15 protein-coding genes, 1 tRNA gene and 1 pseudogene are annotated in these 18,133 nt (G+C 71.5%); 4 read left to right on the forward strand and 13 right to left on the reverse strand.

Going from position 1 to position 18,133, the window contains the following annotated elements; genetic code table 11:
- Positions 1–162: 162 nt before the first annotated feature.
- The 5 genes from AR3_RS04255 to AR3_RS04275 form a co-directional block, all read right to left on the reverse strand.
- Positions 163–1,500 (reverse strand): helix-turn-helix transcriptional regulator, encoded by a 1,338-nt coding sequence (locus tag AR3_RS04255; RefSeq protein WP_067908704.1) that lies wholly within the window; start codon positions 1,498–1,500, stop codon positions 163–165.
- A gap of 391 nt (positions 1,501–1,891) precedes the next feature.
- Positions 1,892–3,346, reverse strand: coding sequence for a helix-turn-helix transcriptional regulator (locus tag AR3_RS04260; RefSeq protein WP_067908707.1), 1,455 nt, complete (start codon positions 3,344–3,346; stop codon positions 1,892–1,894).
- 86 nt (positions 3,347–3,432) lie between these two features.
- A complete protein-coding gene (locus tag AR3_RS04265) occupies positions 3,433–3,843 on the reverse strand; it encodes a cysteine/serine endopeptidase inhibitor (protein ID WP_067908710.1) in 411 nt (136 codons plus the stop codon).
- Between the two features lie 211 nt (positions 3,844–4,054).
- Positions 4,055–4,876 (reverse strand): glycoside hydrolase family protein, encoded by an 822-nt coding sequence (locus AR3_RS04270; protein ID WP_067908713.1) that lies wholly within the window; start codon positions 4,874–4,876, stop codon positions 4,055–4,057.
- 245 nt (positions 4,877–5,121) lie between these two features.
- Positions 5,122–5,715, reverse strand: a complete 594-nt coding sequence (locus AR3_RS04275; RefSeq protein ID WP_067908716.1) for a TetR/AcrR family transcriptional regulator — start codon at positions 5,713–5,715, stop codon at positions 5,122–5,124.
- Positions 5,716–6,271: 556 nt separating this feature from the next.
- On the opposite strand from AR3_RS04275, the gene AR3_RS04280 reads away from it, so the two are divergent.
- Together AR3_RS04280 and fmdA are read left to right on the forward strand one after the other, a co-directional pair.
- Entirely contained in the window at positions 6,272–6,550 is a 279-nt protein-coding gene (locus AR3_RS04280) for an FmdB family zinc ribbon protein (RefSeq protein WP_067908719.1), read from the forward strand.
- Positions 6,551–6,605: 55 nt separating this feature from the next.
- Complete coding sequence (gene fmdA, locus AR3_RS04285; RefSeq protein WP_067908722.1) at positions 6,606–7,850, forward strand: formamidase; 1,245 nt, start codon at positions 6,606–6,608, stop codon at positions 7,848–7,850.
- Between the two features lie 138 nt (positions 7,851–7,988).
- Here fmdA and AR3_RS04290 read toward each other — a convergent pair whose 3' ends face one another.
- Complete coding sequence (locus tag AR3_RS04290) at positions 7,989–9,206, reverse strand: PP2C family protein-serine/threonine phosphatase (RefSeq protein WP_067908762.1); 1,218 nt, start codon at positions 9,204–9,206, stop codon at positions 7,989–7,991.
- A gap of 591 nt (positions 9,207–9,797) precedes the next feature.
- Here AR3_RS04290 and AR3_RS04295 point away from each other — a divergent pair.
- A tRNA-Leu gene (locus AR3_RS04295) sits at positions 9,798–9,871 on the forward strand.
- Positions 9,872–10,295: 424 nt separating this feature from the next.
- Here AR3_RS04295 and AR3_RS32875 read toward each other — a convergent pair.
- From AR3_RS32875 to AR3_RS04315, 4 genes and pseudogenes are all read right to left on the reverse strand, one after another.
- A pseudogene (locus AR3_RS32875) lies at positions 10,296–10,710 on the reverse strand (RICIN domain-containing protein).
- 329 nt (positions 10,711–11,039) lie between these two features.
- Positions 11,040–12,266 carry a Cmx/CmrA family chloramphenicol efflux MFS transporter gene (locus tag AR3_RS04305; RefSeq protein ID WP_067908727.1) on the reverse strand — a complete coding sequence of 409 codons (1,227 nt, stop codon included), beginning with the start codon at positions 12,264–12,266 and terminating at the stop codon, positions 11,040–11,042.
- 351 nt (positions 12,267–12,617) lie between these two features.
- On the reverse strand, positions 12,618–13,034 hold the full coding sequence (locus AR3_RS04310) for a cold-shock protein (RefSeq protein WP_067908729.1): 417 nt from the start codon (positions 13,032–13,034) through the stop codon (positions 12,618–12,620).
- Positions 13,035–13,314: 280 nt separating this feature from the next.
- Positions 13,315–13,497 (reverse strand): hypothetical protein, encoded by a 183-nt coding sequence (locus AR3_RS04315; RefSeq protein WP_067908731.1) that lies wholly within the window; start codon positions 13,495–13,497, stop codon positions 13,315–13,317.
- A 197-nt stretch (positions 13,498–13,694) separates the two neighbouring features.
- Between AR3_RS04315 and AR3_RS04320 the strand changes: the two genes are divergently transcribed.
- Complete coding sequence (locus tag AR3_RS04320; protein ID WP_067908733.1) at positions 13,695–14,675, forward strand: small ribosomal subunit Rsm22 family protein; 981 nt, start codon at positions 13,695–13,697, stop codon at positions 14,673–14,675.
- Between the two features lie 19 nt (positions 14,676–14,694).
- Here the strand turns inward: AR3_RS04320 and AR3_RS04325 are convergent, their stop codons facing one another.
- From AR3_RS04325 to ctaD, 3 genes are all read right to left on the reverse strand, one after another.
- Positions 14,695–14,883: a hypothetical protein gene (locus AR3_RS04325; protein WP_067908735.1), complete on the reverse strand. Its 189-nt coding sequence runs from the start codon at positions 14,881–14,883 to the stop codon at positions 14,695–14,697.
- Between the two features lie 237 nt (positions 14,884–15,120).
- Complete coding sequence (locus AR3_RS04330) at positions 15,121–15,903, reverse strand: acetate uptake transporter family protein (protein WP_169803782.1); 783 nt, start codon at positions 15,901–15,903, stop codon at positions 15,121–15,123.
- 460 nt (positions 15,904–16,363) lie between these two features.
- Positions 16,364–18,079 carry an aa3-type cytochrome oxidase subunit I gene (ctaD, locus tag AR3_RS04335; RefSeq protein ID WP_083950922.1) on the reverse strand — a complete coding sequence of 572 codons (1,716 nt, stop codon included), beginning with the start codon at positions 18,077–18,079 and terminating at the stop codon, positions 16,364–16,366.
- Positions 18,080–18,133 lie beyond the last annotated feature (54 nt).

The following is an 18,133-nucleotide window of genomic DNA, read 5'->3' on the forward strand; positions in this document are numbered from 1 at the left end:
TCCCCCTGACGGCCGACAGCCAGGTGCGGGTGGCCGAAGGCGCGGAAGGTGCCACGCGTCTCTTCGGCCACCCGCACCGTTTCAGCGTCCGCTCGCGCGCGTGTCCGGGCGTTCGACGGGCCTCCACGAGGACCGGGCCTGCGTCGCCGCCGGTGACGAGATTCAGAAGACGGCGATGCGCAGTTCCTCGCGACCGGAGATCCCCAGCTTGCGGTAGACGCGGGAGAGATGGACCTCCACCGTGCGCAGGGCGAGATACAGGTGCGCGGCGATCTGCTTGTTGGTCATCCCCGCCTGCGCGAGCTTGGCGATCCTCAATTCCTGGGCGGTCAGCGCCTGGCTCGGGGAGGGCAGGCCGGCCGTGCGCAGCGCTTGCTCGACGTCGCCGACACGGTGGTCGAGTCCGACCCGGGTGAACAGGGCGCGCGCCCTCTCCAGCTGCCGGCGCCCCCGCGCCCGTTCGCCCCGGTCGACCAGGCGGACCCCCAGCTCGTAGGACACGGCGGCGAGCTCGGCCGGGGCGGCCGCGACCTCCAGCAGCTCCGCCGCCTCGGCGAGCAGGTCGATCTCCCGGTCCTTGCCGTCCACCAGCGCGACCGCGGCCAGCGCGCGTCCGATGGCGCGCGGCTCGCCCCACCGCATCGCGCCCGCCTCCTCCTGCCAGGCCATCACGGCCGCGAGCACCGGTCGTCCGGCGGCCCGCGCGGCCAGCGCCGCCCTGGCCCGCCACGGCAGGACCGCGGGGTTCACCACGCCCCGCGCCACCAGCTCCCGCCCGCTCGCGAGGTAATCGCCGAGTGCGCGTTCGGCGTCGCCGGTCGCCATCGCGACCGCGCCGCGGGCGGCGAGCAGCTCGGCCCGGCACGGCACGCCGGACCGGATCGCCCCGTCCACGTCGTGCTCGGCCAGCAGGTCGCGGGCGCGTCCGGCGGCGCCGGTCTGCACCAGCAGCTCGGCGGTGCGGCCGACCGCGAGCATCCGCGTCGCCGGCTCCGCCTGGGGATGCAGCACCGTGGCGAACAGCTGCTCCGCGCCGGCCAGGTCCCCGCACAGCTGCGCGATCAGCCCCCGGATCAGGGTGACGTGGTCCATCAGCCCGTACCGCGAGCCCGCCGAGGCCTCCTCGGCGATCACCAGGCTGAGCCGGTCCGCCACCACCAGCTCCCCGGCGAAGACCAGCGTGTTCAGGGCCCGCGAGACGCACACGGGCATGTACCGGCACGGCGAGCGGTCGAGCGCCTCTTCGGCCAGGCGCACCGCGAGCGGCCAGTCCCGGCCCGCCGTCAGGCACAGCATGGCCTTGGCGGCGGGGCATTCGGCCGCCCACGGGTGCGGCGAGACCAGGCCGGAGCCGCGGTCGAGGAGCGGCATGTCCACCGGTCCCGGACCGCGCACGTCGGCGGCGTCCGCGCGCGGCACGCTCCACCCCGCCGCGACGGGTTCTCGGTCCGGCTGCGCCGAGGCGACGTCCATGCGGCTGCGCTCCCGCCCGGTGCTCATGCGGCATCTCCTCTTCGAGTGGTGCGACCGGTGGCGGCCGGCATTCGGAATGCGTGCAGCGACGTAGTGATCGGTGAGAACGGTTCGCGGAGCTCGGCCGGAAGACGACGAGCCGCCTGCATCAGGGGATGCGGACCAGCGTCCCTGGACCGCGGGCGCATGGCGTCGACGGCCGCCGGTTCGTCACGCAGCCGTCGGTCCCCGCCTCGACCGGAGGCGAGGCGCTTCTCCAAAGAGACCCTGCCAGCCGATGGATCGCCCGCTCTTCGCCGCGGCGCCGCCGCGGCGGACTCCCAGGACGATCGGCAGCATTTTACCGAGCGCTTGACGGAACGGTCCAGGCGTTCGAGTGTGACGTCGCCCGCTCTCGCGGACCATCGCGGGCCGGGCGTCAGCGCAGCGGGTTGAGGATGGTGCGCAGATCGCGCCGACCGGCGATGCCGAGTTTGCGGTAGACGCCGGTGAGGTGGAACTCCACGGTGCGCTTGGTGAGGGACAGCTCCCGGGCGATCTGCCCGTTGCTCAGGCCCGCGCGGGCGAGTTCGGCGATCCGGCGCTCCTGCGGGGTGAGCAGGTCGACGCCGTCCGGCCGCGCCATGCGCGCGAGCGCGGCTTCGGCGCGCTCGGCCCACAGCCGGTATCCCGCGCGTCGGGCCAGGTCCCGGGTCCGCTCCAGCACCCGGCGGGCCGACCGGTTCTCCTTCTCCGCGTCCAGCGCCCACGCGAGGTCGTAGCGCGCGCGGAGCAGGTCCCCGGTGGCCCCGGTCCGCTCGAGGACGGCCTCGGCCTCCCGCAGCGCCTCGGCTCCGCCGCTCAGAACCAGCGCGACCGCGTGCATCGCGACGCCGATCGCACGCTCGCCGCCCCAGCGGTTCGCGGCGACCAGCTCCTTCCTGGCGAGCGCGTCGGCCACGGTCTTGTGCCCCAGCAGGTGCGCGCACAGGGCCGCCCGCGACCGCCACGGCAGGACGGCGGGGTTCACCACCCCCCACTCCAGGAGGATGCGGCCGCAGGCGCGGAAGTCCTCGCCGGCGAGCTCCACGCGTCCGGCGGCGAAGTGCAGGCCGCCCCGGGCCGCGAGCAGCTCCACCCGCGTGCCGGCGCCGGCGCGCTCGCCGTCGACGTCGCTCTCCATGAGCAGTCCGTGCGCGCGGTCGAGCTCGCCGAGGTCGACCAGCGCGGCCGCCCACCAGGCCGCGGCCAGCCCGCCGAACTGGGGGTGCACCCCGCGCTCCACCGCGTCCGCGAGCAGGTCGGCCGCGGTCCCCGGCGCCCCGCGCAGCCACGCCACGCGGGCGCGCAGCAGCGTCAACGCGTCGCGATGCCGCGGCGTGACCGTCCACCCGGTCGTGCGGAGGGCCCGTTCGCACTGCTCGTGCGCCTCGTCGAGTTCGTCGGCGTAGATCAGCGCGACCACCGCGTGCCAGAACGTCCCCGCGTCGCGCCACGCGGGCGAGGCGAGCACCTGCCGGGCGAGGCGCACCACCTCCTCCCGCATCACTCCCTGGTTGGCCAGCTGCACGGCGCGCATGGCGTCGCGGCGTTGGGGCGGGATCGCGCACCGCTCCCCCGACGTGCGCTTCCCGACGGCGTCCGGCCGCGGCGCCCCCGGCAGGTAGACCAGGTCGGTCAGGTCGGGACCGCGGAGGGTGACCGGAGCGGCCAAGGCGTCCGCCACGGTCCGGGTGACCAGCTCGTCGGCCCCGCTCCAGCGGCCCTGGCGCGCCGGCGCCGTGCGCCGAGCGCGCGCCTGGTCGAGCGCCTGCCGGACCTCGCCGGCGCCGGTCGGCGGTTGGATCGATCCAAAATCCGTTCGGTCGCGGTCCAGGCCTTCGGCGTGACCCATGGCGGGGAGCTCCTGTCGTCGAGAGGCGGGCCGTTCCAAGCATGCGAGTGCCGTCCCCGAGGGCAGGGACGGCACTCTCGTCATCGCTAGCGGACGAACTTCCAGGTCACGGGGATGTTGCCGCGCGCCGGGTCATCGAGCGCGCGGAAGGCCGGAAGGCTCAGGTCGATGTGGCCGGGGGCGCAGCTGGGGCACTTGTCCTTCACCGGGACCCGGATGGTCCGCCCGTTGGCGGTCACTTCGACGAAGACGCCGAAGCAGAGCGGGTCGTTGTTCGGGTTCGGCGAGGTCCAGTACGAGGCGGAGACCGCCGCGAGCATCTCCGTGCCCGCGTTGATCCACGTGCCGCAGGCGCCGTAGCCGGAGTTGTCGTAGTAGGTCGCGTTGCCCTGGATCGGCTGCCCGAAGGGGATGTCCGCATACGCGGTGCCCTGCATGACCAGGGGGATCGTCATCGCCGCGGCAGCCGTCCCCAGCGCCTTCGCGATCTTGCCCATGCTGAATCGCACCTCATCCTTCACGCAACGGAACTGCGAATTGGCCCGATCGGCCCGGGGGACCACCGGGATTCCGGGGCCGCCCCGCGCCTTGATAATCAGCGAAGGGCGCCCCGGCGTCTTTACGGTGGTACCGCATTGATGGGGTCGCCGGGTTCAACGGATGTTCTCCGAACCTTCGCCGGCCCGGCGGGAGGCGGAGTGGCCGACGTCACCCCGCCGCGCGATAAGCGACACCGGAGTCGTTGGGCACGGCACCGGTGTACAGGCCGGTCGGGCTGGTCTGGGTGGACAATGAGAACCAGGCGTAGCGCTCGACGAACGGCAGGCTTTCCAGCATGGCGGTGGACCGCCGGACGAAATCCGTCTGCTGCTGCATGGTCGGATATCTCGGGGCGGGACCGGTGAAGTCGATCAGGGCGTATTCGGTCAGCCAGATCGGCTTGTTGTACCGGTCGTACACCGCCTGCAGGTAACCGCGAAGATGATCAGTGGCGGCGGCGGAGAAATCGCTGCCGTACCAGTGCAGCGGAATGAAGTCGACGCGCAGGCCGCGGGCGGCGGCGCCCTGCATGAACCGGTCGAGCCAGCCGCCGGGCCGGTCGCCGCCGAAGGCGACCGCCGGCGCGCCGAGCCGCAGGCCGGTGGCCTGCAGCCGGGGCCACAGGTCGAGCGCCTGCTCGACGGACATGTTCGCCTGCTCGGGCAGGTCGGGCTCGTTGAAGCCGAGCAGTGTCCTGCCCAGGGCCTTCGCCTCGTTCAGCTGCGCGTCGGTGACCGACCCCGGCCCCCAGATCATGGGCACGAATTCGACGCCCGGGGGCGCGTTGATCCCCTGGGGGTTGGACGCCCAGGTGTAGTACCAGGTGGCGCCGACATCGCGCAGCGCGGCGGTGACCTCGGCGACGTTGGCCGCGCTGACGCCCTTCTTCGGACTGCTCGCGGCCGACTCGGCCGATGCGGGCGGCGCGGCGAGTCCCGCGACGGCCAGCACGGCCGCCGCGAACAAGCTCAGAAATCGGAATGACCGCAATGCGGCTCCTTCCGGAGAGTGGAACGGTGTTGCCACCGAAAGACTCGGTCCGGAAGGACCCCGACGTCTCTACGGGCCGACCGCATGATTCGGCCGTGACGCGCGGCCGCCGATCACACCCGGTGTGGTCGAATTCGGGTGCGCCGGTCCGTTCCACGACGGCGGCCGGCCGGCGTTCTCCCTGCCGGCGGGAGAACGGCGGTGAGAGCGGCGCGACCTTACGGCGCTCGGTGGACGCTCCCGGGTCACCGCTGAGGGGCCATCATTCCTTCCAGCATCAGATGGAGATGGGTGCGGAAATCCTCGAGCACCTTCGGATCGTCCGCCCGATACATTCCATGGCGCTGGGCGAGAACCCCGGAGCCGAGGAAGCCGTGCACCGTCCACACCATCATGCCCAGCATGTAATAGACGTTGACACCCTCCGGGACCACATCCCTGATCTTGCGCGCGACCAAGCGGAACAACGGGCGGGGATAGCGGTCCTCCAGGTCGAGGATGTCGGCGGCGTCGGACATCCAGCGGTGCGCCCAGAGCGCCCTGATGTAGGGATGCGCGGCATGGAAGTCGAGGTAGGCGTCGGCGATGTGGTGCACGCACGCGCGGCCTTGCGGACAGCTGTCCACGGCGCTCTGCAAGGCGGCCCGCTCGGCCTCGAAAGCGCGCTGCATCACCGTCAGGTACAGCCGCCGTTTGTCGCCGACCGCGTCGGCAATGGCCGAATGAGGGAGACCGAGCGCATCGGCGACCATGCCGAGAGACGTGCCGTCGAAACCGAGTTCCGCGAACAGCCTGGTCGCGGTATCGACGATCCGCTCCATTTCGACGCCGTCTGCCATCCCTTCATGCTAGGCAGCACCGGGCGCGGCGGAAATCTAGCCTTGACAAGAAAATCCATATATTCGATCTACCGCCCGCCGACCTGCGCACGGCAATCGACCGCCGCGCCGCCGACCCCGAAGCGGAGGCGCCGACGCGCCGTCTCTCCCAGTGCCGGCGAATCGGGGCGGAGACCCGGTGCACCCCGGCTGCTCCCGGACACCGGACCGCGCCGACAACCCGACGCGCTGTCTCGGCCCTTCCCAGCGTCGGCGAGCCGGATGGAGATTCCGGTGCGACCCGGATGGTCCCAGACACCGTAACCGCCGACGCGCCCGTCCCAGCCATCGCCCCCTGCAAGCGTCAGCAAGTCGGAACGGGGAGTCCCCAGTGCCGCCCGGATGGCCCTGGACGCGCTCCCACACATCGGGGGCGGAGACACCGCTCACGTCCTGTCGGCGCAGGCACGCGGTCCGGCACCGCCCTCGCAATCATTCGTCCAAAAGTCCCAATATCACGTAATCCACATCTACGTCGGGGAATGTCGTGACGAGTACGCCCAGCAGCGGAGGTGCCATGGCGACCTACGAGTACGCGTGTCCCGGCTGCGGCGCCTTCGAGGTGCGCCTGGCGCTCGGCACCGCCCCGGCGACCCGCGCCTGCCCCCTGTGCGGACGCGAAGGCCGGCGCTTGTTCTCCCCGCCGGCGTTGGCGCGCACGCCGAAGGCCGTGCGGCAGAGCCGCGAACGCGAGGAGCGCAGCAGGGAGGCGCCGGAGGTGGTGTCCGAGGTGCCGCCCCGCCGGCGGACCGGCGCACGGCCGCACCCGGCGCCGGCACGCCTGCCGCGACCGTGAGAACGGGCGTCGTCGTCCGGCACCTGCGCACACCCGACCGGCGAGGAGAAAGACGATGCCCGACGTCGTGTTCCAGGTCGACCAGTCGAAGTCGATGCGCGATCAGGAGATCCCCGGGCACAACAGGTGGCACCCCGACATCCCGCCCGCCGCCTCCGTGCGTCCGGACGACGAGTTCAGGGTCGAGTGCCGCGACTGGACCGACTGCCAGATCGGCGACAACGACTCCGCCGACGACGTGCGCGACGCGGACCTGAGCGTGTGCCACATGCTGAGCGGCCCGATCCGCATCGAGGGCGCCGAGCCCGGCGACCTGCTCATCGTGGACGTCCTCGACCTCGGACCGCTCCCGGGACACGGGGAGGCCGCGGGCGAAGGGTGGGGCTACACCGGCGTGTTCGCCAAGTCGAACGGCGGGTCGTTCCTGACCGACTACTACCCCGACGCACTCAAGGCGGTCTGGGACTTCCACGGGCAGCAGGCCACCTCGCGGCACCTGCCCGGCGTCCGGTACACCGGCGTCGCGCACCCGGGGCTGTTCGGCACCGCCCCGTCGGCGGAGCTGCTGGAGCGGTGGAACCGCCGGGAACGGGCCCTGATCGCCACCGATCCCGACCGGGTGCCGCCGCTGGCGCTGCCTCCCGACCCGCACGGCGCTCTGACGGGCCTCGCCCCCGCCGGCGACGCCGAGCGCATCGCCCGGGAGGGCGCGCGCACCGTGCCGCCCCGCGAGCACGGCGGCAACCAGGACATCAAGAACTTCAGCCGCGGATCGCGCGTCTTCGTGCCGGTCTTCGTGGACGGCGCCAACCTCTCCGTGGGCGACCTGCACTTCAGCCAGGGCGACGGGGAGATCACCTTCTGCGGCGCGATCGAGATGGGCGGTTTCATCGACTTCCACGTCGACCTCATCAAGGGCGGCATGGAGAAGTACGGCGTCACGACCAATCCGGTGTTCATGCCGGGCAACGTCGAACCGAGGTACTCGGAGTTCATCAGCTTCGTCGGCATCTCCGTGGACCCCGACGACGACACCAACCTGTACTTGGACGCGACGACGGCCTACAAGCGGGCCTGTCTCAACGGCATCGAGTACCTGAAGAAGTTCGGATACACCGGCGAGCAGGCGTACCTCCTGCTCGGCTCGGCGCCCATCGAGGGCAGGATCAGCGGCATCGTCGACATCCCGAACGCCTGCTGCACGCTGTACCTGCCCACGGCGATCTTCGACTTCGACGTGCGTCCCACCGCCGACGGGCCGCGGACCGCCGACCGCCGCCAGTGCGCCGTCACCTCCTGACCGCCCCGCGTCCGCGCCGCCGCCTCGCCGACACCAACGCGGCGGGCGGGCGCATCGGCGCTCGAGTGCGTGTTCAGCACGATCTGCGGCCCGCTCCACCCGGCGGAAGGGCCGCGCGCCGGCGCCGTGACGAGCGGCTCAGGTACGAGTGCGACGCATCAGCAGCACGGCGACATCGTCCTCGGCGACGTGCCGTCCGATGAGCGACGCCATCACCGCCGCACTGACCGCCTCCGGCGGACCGGCGTACAGCGCGTCGCACAGCTGAGCGATGCCGTCGTCGATGGATCTGTTCCGCCGCTCCACCAGACCGTCGGTGTACAAGCACATCACGGTGCCCGGGGGCAGCCCGACCGTCGTGGTATGGCGGGGTCCGCCGTCGGACAGGCCGATCAAGATGTCGGGCTTGACGTCCACGAAGTGCGCTGGAGATCCCGGCACGGCGAGGACAGGCGGACAGTGACCGGCCGAGGACATCTGCACCCAGTCCAGGGACGCATCGCACACCGCATACAGCACGGTGGCCATCGCCTCAGGTTCGAAGTGCTGCATCTTCCGATTGACCTTTTCCAGCACCTCGGCAGGGTCGCTGGATTCCAGCGCGTAGGCGCGCAGGGCGCTGCGCATCCGCCCCATGACGACGGCGGCCGCGAGTCCGTGTCCGGCCACGTCCCCCATGACGATGCCGATCTGGCCCGAGGGAAGGCGGAACACGTCGTACCAGTCGCCGCCGACATTGGCCCGACCGGGGCGATAGCGAGCGGCCCATTCGACGCCCGGGATGGGGGGAAGCGCGGACGGCACCAGGCTGCGCTGCAGTTCCAGGGCCCCCGCGCGCTCCGACTGGCTGTGCAAGGCCTGCACGGCCATCGCCGCACGCGAGGCCGCGATCTGCACCAGCTCGATCTCGTGCGGTCCGAAGCGGCGGGGGGTGAGCGTCCCGACGTGCAGGACTCCCAGCAGCGTCCCTCCCGCGATGAGCGGGACGCCGAGGAGGGAGCGCAGCCCCCGCTGGACCAGCAACGGGTTGAACACCTGCGCCTTCGGGACGTCTTCGATGTAGATGGGCCGCCGCTCGACGGCGACGCGTCCGGCGAAGCCGTCGCCCAGCGGGACGCGGACGGCCTGGGAGTCCTCCTCTTCGAAGCCGCGGGCAGCGGTCGCCACGAGCAGTCGCGCCTGCCGGTCGAGCAGCAGCACGACGGCCGTGTCGACGTTCAGGACCTCATGGAGCCGTTCGAGCAGAGTGTCCAGGAACTCCTCGACGTCCATGTGGGAGAACGCCTCGTCGGTGAGCGCCTGGATGTTCTCCAGCTTCCGAGCGACGTCCGTTAAGGCTCCTACCGGGTCCTCCACGAACCCCACTGTACGTGGCACTATTGGGCCCATATCACCATCTCCGCAGGTGAGAAGCATGATCTTTATGTGACACACATCACATTGATCTTGCTTCGGAGATCTGGTAATCGCTTTCCGGGCGCTCGTACCGTCACGTGCTCCCCGGACGGCTCCGTCGAGCGGCCGACACGGCACGGCACAGACGCTCCCGCCCGACCGAGGGGCGAGGTCGGCGCGGTTCGGCCGAACGGGACGGTTCCAGAGATCAGTCTGGTCCGTGCCGACGGCAGGACGACCCGCGACCGGTCGACCGGACGCGTGGGCGGTCGTCCCCTCTGACGCGGATCGTCGCCCCGGCGGCGGTCCGGCGACCGCGCTGAAGACCGACAGCGAATCGCGCCGGGCGGCCCGGCCGCCGGGCGTTGATTCGATCGCCCGGTCGCGCATTTCGGCGCCGTATGAGGAAGCCGACGGAAGAATCGGCCTCTTTTCTACACGGCCAGGCTCGCTCGGTCAGCGGAATGTTTCTCCCCGCCCCTGCGAATCGTTTGGACGGCCGCCGTTCGACGGGTCGAAGAATGGTCCACTAAAGATTAAGATTGTCTGCGAGCCCCCTTAGCCCAACTGGAAGAGGCAGTCCCCTTAAAAGGGACGTGTTGTCGGTTCGAATCCGACCGGGGGTACGGACCGCCACCCGCCGGCGGAAGGCGGGGCCCGGCCTCCGCGGAGGCGGCATCCCGCCTCCGGACGCGGCCACCGTGCGCCCTGCGGCGGGTCGCGAGCACGGCCCTCGCTCCGCGCACGCACCCGCGTCCGGATGGCGGGACGGGAAGTCGGCCGGACGCCGCAAAGGCGCTGCTCTATGGATGAGCCGCGATGCTCATGGGCCCGCTTCTTCGACTGGACGCGTGGAGGCGGGCCTGGACAGCGGCTGAGATGTCCGGTCGGCGAGGTCGATGACCTCGGTCATGGTGGGCAGTGCGGTTTCAGCCGTCGCCTTTAGGGCATCCGCGCTTCGACCAGGTGTCAGCGCCGCCGTGCCGCGAGGCGCTCTCATATCTCGCGGCTCGACGGCGGCTCGGTCTCACGTCCTCGGGACGCAGCCGGTCAGCCCGAGGGGACGGTCCATTTCCGGTTGGCGGTTCCGGCGCATGTCCAGATCTGCAGGCGGGTGCCGTTGGCGCTGGAGTTGTCCGTGGCGTCGAGGCACTTGCCCGATTGGGGGTTGACGAGATCCCTGCCGGACGTCGCTCTCCATTGCTGGGCCCCATGCCGTTCATTCGTACAGCTGGACCTTCGCGCCGTTCGCGGTCGACCCGCCCGCCACGTCCAGGCACTTGCCGAGGGCCGTCACGGTGCCGTCCGTCCCGAGGGTCCACCGCTGCGCCGTGGTGCCGTTGCAGTCGTAGAGCTGGACGGCCGTGCCGTCGATCATGGCGCCGCCCGCGACGTCGACGCACGCCAGCCGAAGGCGGTCGGTAGAGCAACGGGGACGCACCCGCACGACACCGCCGGGCAGCATCCACGCCACGCCGTGGAAACCGCCCACGCGACGGGCGCGAGCACTGGCGAGGACCTGCACGCGAACAGCTCCGGCTGCCGCGTTCGACGTCCCGAACGTGATCGTCCAGGTCGAAGACGGTCAGCATGCTCTTCGCACGACGCCGCCAATGAGCGTCCGCGACCGTCAAGCACTGAGGCGCGGGCTCGCGGCGGGCGTGGGCGGCAGCGAGGAAACGCGCGGCCTGCGCCCTGTGGCGGCGAGCGCCCGCCGCCGCGTGAGTGGCGTGGACGTCCAGGTCGAAAGCGGTGGCGCGCGGGCGTTCCCGCTGGCCTCGTTCGCCTGGGGCGCTAGTGCGACTGTGTCCGGTCGTGCTCTGGGGCCTGTCCTCGACGTGGGGGCCGGCTCCGGCGGCCCGGTGATCCGAAGGCGCGGCCTGCGGTCCGCGCCTGGGCCGCGCCTCCGGCCAGGAGGGCGAGGGCCACAAGGAACGCGCTGATCCACAGCGGTGAGCGGTGACCGAGCCCGCCGTCGAGCGCCAGTGCGCCGAGCGAGGGGCCGGCCATGGCACCCACGTTGAACGCGGCCGTGGAGAACGCGCCGGCCAGTGTGGGGGCCTCGGTCCCCGCGTACAGCGCCTGGGAGATGAGCGTGGAGCCCACCGCGAACGAGAGGGTGCCCTGGACGAAGACCAGCAGGAGCGTCGCCACGGGGCTGCCCGCCGTCAGCGCGAAGACGACCCAGCCGGCGAGCAGCGCGACACCGCCGTACACCAGCAGCCGCAGCGGGCGTGTGTCGGCCAGCCTGCCGCCGACGGTGACACCGGCGAACGAGCCCAGGCCGAACAGCGCCAGCGTGAGAGGGACCCATGTCTCCGCGAACCCGGTGACGCCGGTGACCAGCGGCGCCAGGTAGGTGAAGCTGCAGAACGTCGCGCCGTTCACTAGAGCGCCCAGGAGCAGCGTCATCAGGAATCGCGGGTTCCGCAGGGCGCGCAGTTCCCCGCGTACACCGCGAGCGGTCGCGCCGGGGGCGTCGGCGGGAACCGAGCGGAGGATGGCGAACACCGCCGGGACGGACAGGACGACCACGGCCCAGAACGCGGCACGCCAGCCCCACAGGCGCCCGAGCACCGCGCCGCCGGGCACGCCCGCGACGCAGGCGAGGGTGACGCCCGCGAGCAGGGCGGAGGTGGCGCGCCCCTTGGCGTTCGGCCCGGCCATGCCCGCCGCGGCCGCCACGGCGACCGCCAGGAAGCCGGCGTTGGCCAGCGCCCCGACGACGCGCGTGCCCATCAGGACGGGGAAGCTGGTGGTGACCGCGCCGAGGACGTGCACGGCCAGGAACAGCACGAGGAAGACCAGCAGCGCGCGGCGTCGGGGCCACCGCATGCTCACGGTGGCCGCCGCCGGCGCCCCGACGATCATCCCCAGGGCGAACGCCGAGGTCAGCATGCCGGCCGTCCCGATCGAGACGTCCAGGTCGCGGGCGATGTCCGCCACCAGGCCGGACAGCATGAATTCGGACGTGGCCTGGGCGAACACCGCCAGCCCCAGGACATGAATCGCGAATGGCACGACGAGACTCCGTCATCACGTCACGGATAAGGGGACGCGGCCGGCCGCGATGACATCCAGGGGCATCCGGCAGGGATGTCCGGTCCGGGAACGCACGGCCGACGCGCGGCGGAACCCGCCGACATCGCCGAACGGCGGGTGCGGAACGCAGTCCTTACGACGGTGATCCGATGGCGGAGACGCACACCGCGGCGTCATCGGCCGCGCGCTTGCGCGCGGCGCCGTGTCGATCGGCCACCGGACGACCGGTGGCTAAAGTCTTGACGCCTCCGGACTGGACATGGCGTCACAGTAACAGCGCCCGCTCCGCCGCGTCCAACCTCGGACGCGGGGAGGCACCGGGGGACGGGCTCAGGTCTCCACCCAGCCGTGCTTGACCGCCAGCTCGGTGACGGTCCGGCGCACCTGCAGGATCTGCTGGCCGGTCAGGGTGGACGCCCCCGCCAGCAGGGCCTCGGTGATCTCCTGGGAGAACTCGGCGACGGACAGGACGTCGCACACGTCGTCGTCCGCGTCGTGACCGCGGGTCGAGGACGTCGCGGGCCCGGTCGCCGGGAAGGGGCGCGCGACGGTCTGCACGGCGAACGCCTTCAGGCCCCGCTCCCCCTCGGTCACCTCGAACGTCACATGGGTGCCCGGGGTGAACAGAGACTTGTCCTCCAGCAGGTCGTTCGCGTGCACGAAGACGTCCTCGCCGCCGCCGTCCGGAGCGATGAACCCGTATCCGCGGACGTCATCGAACCTGAGGATCCTCCCCGACCTCGCCACTGCAACCTCCCACCACCGACACCTGAACTCTACGGCGCGTTCGCGCGGGGCCGCCCTCTCAACGACCGCACGTCACCGCCGCGGCACAGCTCGACACCTCGTCCCATCGGATACCCGTCCGCAGCAGCCCAGTCCTCCGGAGAGGGCGCGTTCCAGCGGCGGCCGTGGAGAGGCCGAGGGCGCGGAAGAGCTTAGCGGCCCGGGGTCCGAAGCGCCTCCGGCCCGCGCGAGGTGTCTGGGTTCCCGGGGCGGCGAGCGCCCACGGGGATGCCCGGTGAGCTCAGTGCGCCAGGACGGCGAGCAGGATGCCGCCGATCACGTGGGCGGCGACCGTCACGGCCGCCGCCAGGATCAGCAGGTACTTGGCGGCGGGCTGGTCGAACTGGCTGCGCCCGCCCGTGCGCGGCGGGAGCTCCGCCTGACGTCGCGCGATGCGCTCCTCCAGCGGTGGCCTGCGGAACACCGATCCTCCATCACCGCCCCAGGAGTCGGGGCGCGTCATTGCGTATCGCCCTTATAGCCCGGTGCCGATGACCATGCGCTTCGGGCGGTGCACCGCCTGACTCTTCGCCGCGATGGCGTGGCGCATGCGGGCACACCGCGCGCATCCCGCACCGAGGGCGGTGTGCCGTCCTCCCCAGTGACTGGCATCATCACCGCATGGCCGAGCTGCCCCCAGACCTGAGCACCGCACTCGACGAGGCTCTCCGCGGAGCCGACTCGGGCGGTTTGACGAGGGCGGCGCAGAAGCTCATACGGCAGTACCGGGACGGTTTCGACCCCGCCGAGCGGATGCCGCTCGGCTCCGCGGCCGACGTGGCGGCGTACGCCGCGTACCGGATGCCCGCCACGTACGCGGCGGTGGCGGCCGCGCTGCGGCACAGCGCGGCGCTGCTGCCCGGTTTCGCTCCGCGGACGCACGTGGACGTCGGCGGAGGCACCGGGGCGGCGATCTGGGCCGCCGCCGAGGTGTGGCCGTCGATCGAGGAGACCACCGTCCTGGAGCAGGCCCCCGAGGCGATCGCGTTCGGGCGGCGGCTGGCCGGGCGGTCGGACTCCCCGGCGGTGCGGGAGGCGCGCTGGCTGCGGACGGTGATCGACGGGCCGGTCCGCACACCGGCGTCCGACCTGGTCACCATGAGCTACGTGCTGGGGGAGCTGCCGCCCGGTGCGCGCACGGACGCGGTCCGCTCGCTGGCGGCCGAGGCCGCCGTGGTCGTCCTGGTGGAGCCCGGCACGCCCGCCGGATACGAGCGCATCGTCGAAACGCGTGACCTGCTCATCGAGCTGGGCCTGTCGGTGGTGGCGCCCTGCCCGCACGACGGGCCGTGCCCCATCCCCCGGGGCGAGGACTGGTGCCATTTCGCCGAGCGTCTGAACCGGACGGCCCTGCATCGAAGGATCAAGGTGGCGTCGCTCGGGTTCGAGGACGAGAAGTTCTGCTACGTCGCGGCGGCGCGGAACGACCGCCCGCGGGCCTCCGGCCGGGTCGTGCGCCGTCCGCTCAAGCGCAAGGGCATGGTGGCCCTGCGCCTGTGCACGGAGACGAGCGGAGTGACGGACGTCACAGTCTCCAAACGTCAGGGGGACCTCTACCGGGCGGCCCGCAAGATCGACTGGGGCGACGCCTGGCCGCCGTGAGCGGCGGGCGGGCGGACGGTCAGGGCAGGCAGTGCTCGGCCCGCACATGCTTGATCAGCGTGGTCATCTTCAGCACGGGCATCTCGCAGAACTCGCAGACCCACACCCCGGTCGGGGCGGACACGCCGCGCGCCGCGGCGTCGTCGCGGGCGCAGGCGAGATGGTAGGCGCGGACCACCCGCCGCCAGAACCGTGCCGCGATTGACATCGCTCCTCCATCGGTGCCGTGCTGGGACGAAACCCAAGGTTAGGACACCGATGGAGGAGCATGGGCAGGCGGGTTCCGGGGTCGGCGCCCGCCGTGCCGCGGCGCCGACCCCTGGAGATGAGGGCCCGCCGACGGTCGGCGGGATCCTCGCCCTAGGGCCGGTCCGCGTCCGCCGTCGGGCGACGCGCGCCCCGGCGGCCGGGCCGGCGGCGAGGCCCCGCCGTGTCCGGCGGTCGGCTATTGGCCGCTTCTGACGCCCGGCTGGCCGTACCGGTACTCCAGCGGCCGGGTGGCCCGGCGGCCGGGGATGTTGGCCTCGGCGCGGTACTTGCCCAGCGGGAGAATGGTCCGGCCGAAGGTGTCCTCCATCATCATCGCCGCGGCGATGTAGAGGGCGATCGCGCTGGAGATCACCAGCAGCCAGCCGCTGATGCGCACCGGCCATGTGGCGCCGGACCAGAAGCCGGCCGCGGCGAACGCCGACCCCACCGACAGCACGAGCAGCAGCGCCGACATCCCCATGCTCCGGCCGACCGCGGCCAGGGCGGTCAGCCCGGTGATCACGCACAGGGCGACCCACCAGAACGCGAAGCCGGGGCGGGACGTGCCGATCACCGGCGTCAGCTCGGCCGGGAACGCGCCCGCGGCGACCAGCATGAACAGCAGGCCGAACGCCAGCCAGAACGCCCCCCACATGCCGTGCACGGCGGTGGCGAGGCCGTCCCGCGCGCGGTAGGACCACATGCCGGCGAGGAACTGCGCGAGCCCGCCGAAGAAGAGCACGAACGGGAACAGGGCCAGCGGCGTGGCCAGGGTGCCGTACCAGCCCGCCATCCAGGCGCCCACCATCATGGTGGCGGCGGCGAGGCCGAACAGCCCCAGGATGGAGGGTGCGGCCACCGGCTGGAGGAAGACGCGGGTGCGGTCCTCCCACAGGGAGTGTTCTTCGGGGAACTCCTCCGGCCCGTGGCGTTGGCCGACCGGGACGCCTCGCCCCACGGGCCCTCTCTCCTGTGCCATAGCCTCTCCTCGACTCGGAGATACAGGACGATTGTGGCTTATCCGGAGAGCGTGCCGATAAACCCGCTTCCGAAACTCCGAGCCCCGCTTCCTCGGCCCCGCCGCGGGACACCGCTCCCCGAAGCAGGACGCCCGCACCACGCCTGAAAAACGGCTTCCTTTGACCATCCACCGCCCTCTGACCTGCACAGATAGCGATCAACCCGGCCCGAGGGATGACCATGATAAACGCAAGGAAAGGCAAAGGATTCGCAAAGCGATCCCGATTGACACACTCATTGAGATCTGTCACTGCGGAGGGGGGCGACCACGAATACCAACGGGCCATAAGGCGGCTCGCCCAGCCGGGTTTTGCCGGCTGCGAGCGGCCGTCGCCACCGGGTCGCGCCCCCTGCCCGTGCATGTCCTGGCGATCCCCGCTGTCACCGCCACGGGCAGAGGGGCATCCCCTGGAGAGGAGTCACCGGTCGCGCTCGGCACCGCCGGGTGCGACGCGAGACCGCTTCTGGTCGAGGTGGGGGTGGTGCAGGTCGAAGGCGGGGCGTTCGGACCGGATGGCGGGGATGGCGGTGAAGTTGTGCCGCGGGACGGGGCAGGGAGTCGCCCATTCCAGGGAGTTGCCCCACCCCCAGGGGTCGTCGGTGTCGACGCGGCGTCCTTTGCGGGCGGTGTACCAGACGTTGTAGAGGAACGGCAGGGTGGACAGCCCCAGCAGCGCCGCCCCGGCCGAGGAGACCAGGTTCAGCGTCGTGAACTCGTCGGGATAGTCGGCGTACCTGCGCGGCATGCCCTGGACGCCGAGCAGGTGCTGGACGAGGAAGGTGGTGTGGAAGCCGACGAACAGCATCCAGAACTGGATCTTGGACAGCCGTTCGTCGAGCATCCGGCCGGTCATCTTGGGCCACCAGAAGAAGAACCCGGCGAACATGGCGAACACCACGGTGCCGAACAGCACGTAGTGGAAGTGCGCCACCACGAAGTAGGAGTCGTTGAGCTGGAAGTCCAGCGGCGGCGATCCGAGGATGACCCCGGTCAGGCCGCCGAACAGGAAGGTGACCAGGAACCCGATCGACCACAGCATCGGCGACTTCATGTCGATCTGGCCGCGCCACAGGGTGCCGGTCCAGTTGAAGAACTTGATCCCGGTGGGGACGGCGATGAGGAAGGTCAGGAAGGAGAAGAACGGCAGCAGCACCAGCCCGGTGACGAACATGTGGTGGGCCCACACCGTCATCGACAGGCCGGTGATGGCGATGCTGGCGAACACCATGCCGACGTAGCCGAACAGGGGCTTGCGGGCGAACACCGGGATGACCTCGGTGATGATGCCGAAGAACGGCAGCGCGACGATGTAGACCTCGGGATGCCCGAAGAACCAGAACAGGTGCTGCCACAGCAGGGCGCCCCCGGTGGCCGGGGCGTAGATGTGCGAGCCCATGTTGCGGTCGGCCCACAGCGCGGCCAGCGCCGCGGCCAGCACCGGGAACACCAGGATCACCAGGATCGAGGTGAACAGCACGTTCCAGGTGAAGATCGGCATGCGGAACATCGTCATCCCCGGCGCCCGCATCCCGACGATGGTGGTGATGAAGTTGACCGCGCCCAAGATCGTGCCGACGCCCGACATGATCAGCCCGACCGTCCACAGGTCGCCGCCGGTCTCCGGCGAGTAGGTCTTCAAGGTCAGCGGCGCGTAGGCGTACCAGCCGAAGGCGGCCGCGCCGAGGCTGGTCACGAACCCGCTCAGGGCGATCAGGGCGCCGCACAGGAACAGCCAGAAGCTCAGCGCGTTCAGCCGCGGGAACGCCACGTCCGGGGCGCCGATCTGCAGCGGCATGATCACGTTGGCGAACCCGGCGAACAGGGGCGTGGCGAAGAACAGCAGCATGGCCGTGCCGTGCATCGTGAACAGCTCGTTGTACCGCTGCGGCCCCATCAGCTGCAGCCCCGGCTGGGCCAGTTCGGCCCGCAGGAGCATCGCCATGAGCCCGCCCACGAGGAAGAAGACGAACGAGGCGGTGAGGTAGAGGTAGCCGACCTTCTTGTGGTCGGTGGTGGTCAGCCACTCCACCAGCCTGCTGCGCCGACGCCTCGGCTCGGCGGGCGGCGTCGTCGTTTCGGCGGAGGGCCGGACGTCGGTCACAGGGTGCCTCCCTCGTCCGATGGCTTGCTCCATGGGCGGCGGCGCGCCGGTCGCCGCGGCGGCGCCGGGGCGGCGCGGCGACCGGCG

This window comes from Actinomadura rubrobrunea NBRC 15275 (genome assembly GCF_001552235.1).
Taxonomy (GTDB): domain Bacteria; phylum Actinomycetota; class Actinomycetes; order Streptosporangiales; family Streptosporangiaceae; genus Spirillospora; species Spirillospora viridilutea.

Coding starts and splice junctions, on each gene's coding strand:
- AR3_RS04255 (WP_067908704.1), bottom strand. CDS start 1,500: ATGAGCACCGGGCGGGAGCGCAGCCGCATGGACGTCGCCTCGGCGCAG.
- AR3_RS04260 (WP_067908707.1), bottom strand. CDS start 3,346: ATGGGTCACGCCGAAGGCCTGGACCGCGACCGAACGGATTTTGGATCG.
- AR3_RS04265 (WP_067908710.1), bottom strand. CDS start 3,843: ATGGGCAAGATCGCGAAGGCGCTGGGGACGGCTGCCGCGGCGATGACG.
- AR3_RS04275 (WP_067908716.1), bottom strand. CDS start 5,715: ATGGCAGACGGCGTCGAAATGGAGCGGATCGTCGATACCGCGACCAGG.
- AR3_RS04280 (WP_067908719.1), top strand. CDS start 6,272: ATGGCGACCTACGAGTACGCGTGTCCCGGCTGCGGCGCCTTCGAGGTG.
- fmdA (WP_067908722.1), top strand. CDS start 6,606: ATGCCCGACGTCGTGTTCCAGGTCGACCAGTCGAAGTCGATGCGCGAT.
- AR3_RS04320 (WP_067908733.1), top strand. CDS start 13,695: ATGGCCGAGCTGCCCCCAGACCTGAGCACCGCACTCGACGAGGCTCTC.
- AR3_RS04325 (WP_067908735.1), bottom strand. CDS start 14,883: ATGTCAATCGCGGCACGGTTCTGGCGGCGGGTGGTCCGCGCCTACCAT.
- AR3_RS04330 (WP_169803782.1), bottom strand. CDS start 15,903: ATGGCACAGGAGAGAGGGCCCGTGGGGCGAGGCGTCCCGGTCGGCCAA.
- ctaD (WP_083950922.1), bottom strand. CDS start 18,079: ATGGAGCAAGCCATCGGACGAGGGAGGCACCCTGTGACCGACGTCCGG.